The sequence below is a fragment of the Mucilaginibacter sp. genome (assembly GCF_036383575.1).
Classification (GTDB): domain Bacteria; phylum Bacteroidota; class Bacteroidia; order Sphingobacteriales; family Sphingobacteriaceae; genus Mucilaginibacter.
In genome coordinates this window covers 1-6204 of the sequence record NZ_DASVOB010000316.1, presented here as the reverse complement: position 1 = coordinate 6204, position 6204 = coordinate 1, and the positions used below count along the sequence as shown (strand labels likewise).

Annotated in this window: 5 protein-coding genes; all 5 read left to right on the top strand. The window is 43.2% G+C overall.

Features of this window, described 5'->3' with window-relative positions; genetic code table 11:
• The first annotated feature begins 21 nt into the window (after positions 1 to 21).
• Entirely contained in the window at positions 22 to 2403 is a 2382-nt protein-coding gene (locus VF500_RS10935) for a TonB-dependent receptor (RefSeq protein ID WP_330859704.1), read from the top strand.
• A 28-nt stretch (positions 2404 to 2431) separates the two neighbouring features.
• Positions 2432 to 3013 (top strand): RNA polymerase sigma-70 factor, encoded by a 582-nt coding sequence (locus VF500_RS10930; protein ID WP_330859703.1) that lies wholly within the window; start codon positions 2432 to 2434, stop codon positions 3011 to 3013.
• Positions 3014 to 3017: 4 nt separating this feature from the next.
• Entirely contained in the window at positions 3018 to 3977 is a 960-nt protein-coding gene (locus VF500_RS10925) for a FecR family protein (RefSeq protein ID WP_330859702.1), read from the top strand.
• Between the two features lie 4 nt (positions 3978 to 3981).
• The gene (locus tag VF500_RS10920) at positions 3982 to 5718 is read left to right on the top strand and encodes a carboxypeptidase-like regulatory domain-containing protein (RefSeq protein WP_330859701.1); all 1737 of its coding nucleotides are present in this window, start codon (positions 3982 to 3984) and stop codon (positions 5716 to 5718) included.
• A gap of 44 nt (positions 5719 to 5762) precedes the next feature.
• Positions 5763 to 6204: RidA family protein (locus tag VF500_RS10915; protein ID WP_330859700.1), on the top strand; the 442-nt coding region annotated here is incomplete at its 3' end.

The following is a 6204-nucleotide window of genomic DNA, read 5'->3' as shown; positions in this document are numbered from 1 at the left end:
TTTCAGGGGAAATTTACTTAAATGAACAAGTTATCCTCCTTATTACTTTTATTTATTTTACTGATTAAGGGCTATAAAGTCACGGCCCAGGTTAAACCCGGCGGAGCAGCTTTTACCCAAACTATAAAAGGTACAGTTGTCGAAAAGAGCTCGAAGCTCACCATGCCGGGCGTAACCATGAAAGTTGTTTCCGTACAGCCCGAAAGAGCAGGCATTACCGATGCAAATGGCGTTTTTCATATCACTCAGGTACCTATCGGCAGGCAGGTAGTTGAAATTAGCTACGCCGGTTACAATAAAGTGGTATTATCGGATGTATTGGTAACCTCTGGTAAAGAAATTGAACTGAACGCGGAGATGGAAACTGCTAACACCCAGCTTAACGAGGTGGTTGTAAGCGCCACATCCAACAAGCGTCCTATCAATTCAATGGCAATGGCCAGTGGCAGGTCATTCTCGCCCGAAGAAACTAACCGATATGCTGGTGCCCTTTTTGATCCGGCGCGTATGGCACAGGGCTTTGCCGGTGTAGTAGCTGGCGGTGATAATAACGAGATTATTGTACGCGGCAATTCGCCTAAAAGCCTGCAATGGCGATTGGAGGGCATCGAGATCATCAGCCCTAACCATTTTAATAACGAAGGTTCGGCAGGTGGCGGGGTAAGCATGCTCAACTCAACCGTGATCGGTACATCTGATTTTTATACAGGAGCGCTTGCCGCTGAGTATAACAACGCCACGGCGGGTGTTTTTGACCTTCGCTTCAGAAAAGGCAATACCGATAAACGCGAATACACCTTTACTGCCGGTGTGCTTGGCCTTGGTGCAACGATGGAAGGGCCGTTCGCCAGGGGCGGAAATGCATCTTATTTAGTTAGCTATCGCTATTCTACACTCGGTTTGCTTAAAGCCGTAGGTGTTGACGTATCTGATTCGGGCGTCCCGCAATACCAGGACCTATCTTTTAACCTTGTTTTCCCAACGAGAAGCATGGGTACATTCTCTGTATTCGGTGTTGGTGGTGCTGGTAATGTAAATACTGATGCTAAGCGGGATACCACCAAATGGGACGAAAGGATGGATTCATACGATCTTCGTTATAATTATAAAGCCGGAAGTGTTGGCCTAAAAAATATCTATATCGCCAATAACAAGCTTAACTTCAGTAACATCATATCTTTCTCAGGTAGTCGTAATGCATCGAAGGTCGATAGTCTTACATCTAAATTTGAGCCGAGTTTATTACAGAAAAATCATTATGATAATACGGCTATCCGCTATGCCGGTATTGTAAATTATCGCTCGGGCGAAAATAACAACATTCGTGCAGGTTTAAACGCCGGTTTCCTTACTTATAACTTATATGACCTGGAATACCAGCGTGATACACACGATCTTAAAGAGCTGTTAAATCAGAAAGGCAGTGCAGCAACTTTTGATGGCTTCATTCAAAATAAACATGATTTTGGCAATAAGCTGAGCTTAAACACCGGGATCCATGTCAACTATTTTGATCTGAGCAAAACCTGGAGCTACGAACCAAGGGCTGGCCTTAATTGGCACGTGACGCCCGATCAGGAAATATCTTTAGCGGCTGGTGCTTACAGCAGACTTGAACCGCTGTCTTTTTATTTTGCCAAAAGTGCCGAGTCTAACGATGCGGTAAGCACTAAACTTTCACCGACCCAATCGGCTCAACTGGTACTTGGTTATGAGAAGTTATTTTCCGGTCACCTGAAATTTAAAACAGAGGCGTACTACCAGCATTTGTATGATGTGCCTGTATCCAGCGATCCGGCTAATAATTTCTCGGTGCTTAACGTATCTGATAACTCTGCCATCAGCGGTACAGATTATCATTCGTTAGTGAACAAAGGGACCGGCAAAAACTATGGTATTGAGTTTTCTGTAGAGCGGTCGTTAAACAAAGGGTATTATTTTATGATCACCTCTTCGGTGTTCAATTCAAAATACAAAGCCCTGAACGGGCAGGAATTTAATACCACATTTAACACCCAGTATGTAACCAACCTGGTAGCGGGGAAGGAATGGGCTACCGGGCCTAATCATAAAAACCTGTTCGGTTTAAACGGAAAGCTTATTTATGCAGGCGGCAGGAAATATACACCTATTTTAGTTGATGAAACCTTTCGGCGCGATGAGCAGGTGATTGACCAGTCTAAAACCAACACATTAACGGCCGATCCCTATATTCGTGTCGATTTTTCGGCCAGCTACAGGATCAACAGCAAAAAAGTATCGCACTTTTTACTGCTCGATATCCAGAACCTGCTTAACAGGCGCAATAACACAGGTTTATTTTATAACCAGAGCAAGCGGATAATTGAGAAAAATAAATGGATAGGCATACTTCCAACCATTAATTACCGCATTGAGATTTAATTGAATGTTAACCCAAACTGATCATATTTTGGATTTAAATAGCGAACAACTTATCCCGCTGCTGCTCTCGGGCGATGAAGCCACCTTTGAAAAGGTGTATAAGCACTTCATCAGGCCGCTGCACGTGTATGCTATCTCTATTTTAAGGGACGAAGATACCGCGAAGGGGATGGTGCAAAACGTTTTCATGCGGTTATGGGAACGTAAAGAGCGGCTGAATTTCAGCGGATCGATAAAGGCTTACCTGTATGGGGCCGTTTATAACGAATGCCTTAATAACCTCAGGCACCAAAAGGTAAAGGTTAATCACCAGCAACATGTACTGTATATGACGAAGGATAAAGTGGATCAAGGTACGGGCATGGAACTGCTCGACCTGAAAGAAAAATTACAACAGGCATTGAATGACCTGCCCGAAAAATGCCGAACAGTGTTTCAGCTGAGCAGGTTTGAGGATCTGAAATACCAGGAAATTGCCGACGAATTAGGCATCTCCATAAAAACAGTTGAAAATCAGATGGGCAAGGCCCTGAAAACATTACGGCTCAAATTAGTTGATTACCTGCCGTTGATCATTTGGCTTATTAGCAGGGCTTTTAATATTATTTAAGATGATGGAAGATTTATTAACCAAATATATGCTGAATGAAACCACGCCGGTTGAGAATGAAACCATCAACCGCTGGCTCAGCGAAAATGAAGACAACCGCAAGTATTTCGATCACTTTAAGCTGATCTGGGATACCAGCCGCGACCTTAAGATAGAAAGCAAGCTTGATCCCGATGCCTCATGGGCCGAATTTAAACAACTGGCTCAAAGCAGGACTGAAGTATCAGCAAAAGTAAGGCCTTTAAACGCTGCAAACCGCTGGCTTAAAATTGCTGCGATGTGGCTTGCCATATTAGGAAGCGCGGGGATACTATATGCGGTGCTTAAGCCCGGTAAGCCCAATATGCTTACGCTGCAAAGCGGCAACATGGTACGCAAGGTTACTTTGGCCGATGGCTCATTGATCACCATGAATAAAAACTCGGTGTTGAATTACCCCGACGGGTTTACCGGCGATACCAGGGAGATTTCATTAAAAGGGGAAGCCTTTTTTGATGTAGCTCATGATAAATCAAAGCCATTTATGATCCATGTGAACGATGTGGTTGTAAAAGTGGTTGGTACATCCTTCAACATCAAAACCACCGGCCCTAACACCGAAGTTATTGTTGAAACCGGCGTAGTGCAGGTAATTCAACAGGAGATTGTTGTAAAGCTAAAACCGAAAGAAAAAGCATCAGTGCAGGCAGGCCGCATGCAAAAAGGCAGCAGTCAGGATGAGTTGTATAACTATTACCGCACCCAAAAGTTTGTGGCTAATAAAACACCACTATGGCGCCTTGTTGATGTGCTTAATGAAGCCTATAAGGCAAATATTGTGATTGATAATAAGAAGTTGGTTAACAGAACTATAACAACCACATTTAAAGCGGAGTCTTTAGATAACATCCTGAAAACAATAGCGGAAACACTTGGTGGCGATGTTAAAGTGATCAAAAAACCTCATCTCATCATAATCAAATAAGTTGATGGAAAAGAAATTAAACATACTATTTTATATCATGCTGGTATTGGCGGGCTGCCTGCTTATTACCAATGCGCTTGCACAGGACAACCTGAACCGTACGGTAGCGCTCAACGTTAAACAAAAGAAGATTGCCGAGATACTTAACATTATCGGCGAAAAGGGAAAGTTTTATTTTTCATACAGTAATGATGTCATTAAAACCGATAGTGTGGTTAGCATGACATCTTCAGGACAAACTATCAAAAACCTGCTCGATGAGCTGTTTCACGGAAAGGTTGATTATAAGGAATCGCCGGGGTACATTATACTCCGGCCTACGCCGTATAGGTTAACCCTTGTGCCCGATACCCTGGCGGGCCCTGGCAATGTTTATTACATAAGTGGTTATGTGTACGACGATATAACCGGTAAAAAACTTTATAATGCCAGTGTATATGAAAGAAATTCCCTCGAATCAACCCTTACCGATCAGAATGGGCATTTTCAGCTTAAAATAAAAGCCAATGGCATGATCACGCTTAATGTAAGCAAGGAACTTTATCGTGACACAAGTATCAATCTTTTAAACAACGTAAATGTATCCATAAAACCGCGCGATTATTATTACAGCGCCGACGCAGCCAACTCAAAATCGGACAGGAGCTGGCTGGGCAGGATGTTCCTTTCATCAGGGCAAAAAATACAGAACCTTAACCTGGGTGGGTATCTGTCAACAGTTCCGGTACAAGCTTCGCTTGTGCCAAGTTTGGGGAGCCATGGTATCATGAGCGGGCAAATAGTCAATAACTTTTCGTTCAATCTTTTAGGGGGCTATAACGGAGGCGTTAATGGGGTTGAGCTTGGTGGGCTATTCAATATTAACAAGCAGGATGTTAAATATGTTCAGGCTGCCGGGCTTTTTAATGTTGTGGGAGGTAACAGCAAAGGAGTTCAGTTGGCCGCCGTAAGTAATAATGATCAAAAAAACATGACAGGTATTCAGGCAGGTGGTATTTATAATATGGTAAAAGATAGCGTTAAGGGTGTGCAGCTTGCCGGGGTCTTTAACCATGTAAACGGCAATACCAAAGGCTTTCAGGCAGCCGGCATTTATAATTACACCCGTAAAAACAGCAAGGGCTTCAGTATTGCCGGGATAGCCAACGTTACAGGTAATGAAGCAAGCGGGATGCAGGTGGCAGGAATTTTCAATAAGGCCCGGGTTATAAAAGGAGCATCGTTTGCGTTGGTAAACATTGCAGATACACTTGATGGTTACGGTATAGGTTTATTGAATATCTCGCGCAATGGCTATGCTAAAATCGAGGTGTACAGCAATGAGATCACTACAACCAATATCGCCTTCAAATCAGGTAATGCCAAGCTGTATTCCATTATATCCGGAGGTGTTAATTTTACAGATAAGCACACTTTTTACAGCTATGGCTTTGGGTTGGGCCATGATTTTATTTTCAATAATAACTTTTCGCTTTCTGCCGAAGGATCAACCCATTTGTTATTGGCCAAAGGATGGAAGAACCAAAATCAAATAAACCGGGTAAGCGCTTTGCTAAATTTCAAGGCCGGTTCAAAAGTGAGCTTTTTTGCAGGGCCATCGTTTAATGTTTACACCAATTATGGCGATCATCACGGTGATAGTGATATTCAGCAGATCATCAAAAATAAGCCCGGTTTGATCGATTGGGGCAACCGTACAAAAGGCTGGATCGGGTGGTCGGCGGGTATTACCATATTGTAAGTTTGCGGCAAGATGTTCAACTTTGCGGGATAATAAATTACCTTATGAAAAAACTCCTGTATCTTATTTTGATCTGCGCTTCGTCGACATGTTTTGCCCAGGAAGTGAATAAAGACGTAGCTTTTTTAAACCCCGCTACTGTAGGCAAGCCGTTTGGATACTCGCATGCCGTAATTGTTGACTTGGGTAAAAATAAGATGGTGATCATGTCGGGCCAGGTTGGTTTGGATAAAGATGGTAAGCTTGCCGGCAACGGCGACCTGACAAGCCAAACCCAACAGGTGTTTACCAATATCAAAAACATAGTTGAGGCCGCCGGCGGTTCTATGAATGACCTGGTGGAGCTGAATTATTACCTGATGGATGCATCGCAGGTTCAGTTGGTTCGTAGTATCAGGGATAAGTTCGTAAACACTAAACAGCCGCCGGCAAGTACGTTGGTGCAGGTAAGCAAACTTTTCAGGGATGATATTTTAATTGAGATAA